Source organism: Mycolicibacterium arseniciresistens (genome assembly GCF_030519285.1).
Classification (GTDB): domain Bacteria; phylum Actinomycetota; class Actinomycetes; order Mycobacteriales; family Mycobacteriaceae; genus Mycobacterium; species Mycobacterium arseniciresistens.
The window spans coordinates 1-1,365 of the sequence record NZ_JAUMSQ010000135.1 but is presented as its reverse complement, the minus strand read 5'-3'; the positions used below and the strand labels follow the sequence as shown (position 1 = coordinate 1,365).

2 pseudogenes are annotated in these 1,365 nt (G+C 69.4%); both read right to left on the bottom strand.

The features are described 5' to 3' along the window. Positions 1-534 (bottom strand): annotated as a pseudogene (locus tag Q2100_RS17565) (hypothetical protein); the annotation flags it as partial. 28 nt (positions 535-562) lie between these two features. After that, a pseudogene (locus tag Q2100_RS17560) lies at positions 563-1,365 on the bottom strand (hypothetical protein); the annotation flags it as partial.

Sequence of the window (1,365 nt, the reverse complement as noted above, 5' to 3'; positions counted from 1 at the left end):
TGCCGGGACGTCGCGCACGGCCTGACGAGCGTCCTCGCGCACCGCCCGCCAGCGCCGGCGTGAGCCGGCCGCGGGCGCGTCGATCGCACTGTCGTAGCCCGACGCGGCCTCCATGATGGCCAGGCAGCCGCCCATGCCGTCGGCGACGGTGTGCGAGACGACCAGGCTGACACCGGCTCCGCCGTCGGTGAAGGGCAGCACGGCGAGATGCCATGGGGTCCCGTGCTCGATGTCCAGCGGACGGTTCGCCTGCTCGGCGAGCCACGCATCGAATTCCGCACGGGGGCGCGGGCTCTCGACGATCTCGAGGTCCGACTGCGCACTCGAGACCCAGCGGTGCCGGCCGAAGGGCAGCGGCGAACGTTCGATGCGGCGGGACAGCCTGCCGTTGGCGAGATGGTGGTGGAACCGGCGCACACCGTCGATGTCGACGGCACGGTTGTAGATCCAGACCACCTGACCGCGGCTGTTGGCGCCGGTGGCCCGTTCGAAGTCGAAGACCGCCTGGTCGACCAGGTCGAGTACGTTGCTCATCGTCGTCGTTCCTTTTCTGAGTCGTGGGTTATGCGGAGAGTCGGGACAGTCCGGCCGGCCATGCGAACGAGGCGGTGAGGCCGAAGTCGTTGAGGGCATTCGAGATGTGCTCGTGGAGGACGTCGTTCGAGTTGTCCCGGCCCGGCTGGTAGGAGAGCACCGAGACGAAGATCGTGTCGTCGGTGCGTCCCGACAGCAGCACCAGCAGGCCACCGAGACGGTGCATGACCGCCTCGGTCACGCCCTTGCCCAGCGACCTCATGACGAAGCGGTCGGCGGGTGTGCCGTCCGGCCGGTGGGCGGCCGGGTCGATCTCGCCGAGGTTTGACGAGACGACGCTGGTGGGGCTGCCGGCCGACACGCTCACCACCTTCCTGATGAGCCACTGCGGGAGCAGCGGAGCCAGGGGCAGCAATTCGAACCGTTCGTTCGGCTCCTCCTGTGAACGGGTCAACGCCTGCTTGATCGACGCCCGGATTCCTCGCAGATCGCTCGCGACCGGTGCAGGGTCGACGGTGAAGTCGACGTTCGTGATCGCGTTGGCGCGGGTGTCACCGGCCTCCCTCCGGTTGACGGGCAACGTCAGATCGACTGCGCCATCAGGGTTGACGCGTCCCATTCCTTGGGCCAGGTGTGCCGCCAGGCCGGCGAGCAACCCGTTGCTGGTGCCCCCGAGCGACTCGGCGCGGGTGTCCCAGTCGTCGGCGTCGATGAAGACGGTGGCCTTCGGGAAGGCGATGGGCTGGTCGGACCCGGTGCAGGGCGCGGCGGCCGGTGCGTCGCAGGCACTGCTGCGCGTGGCGAAGCGTGCTGCGGAGACGGCGGCGCGGC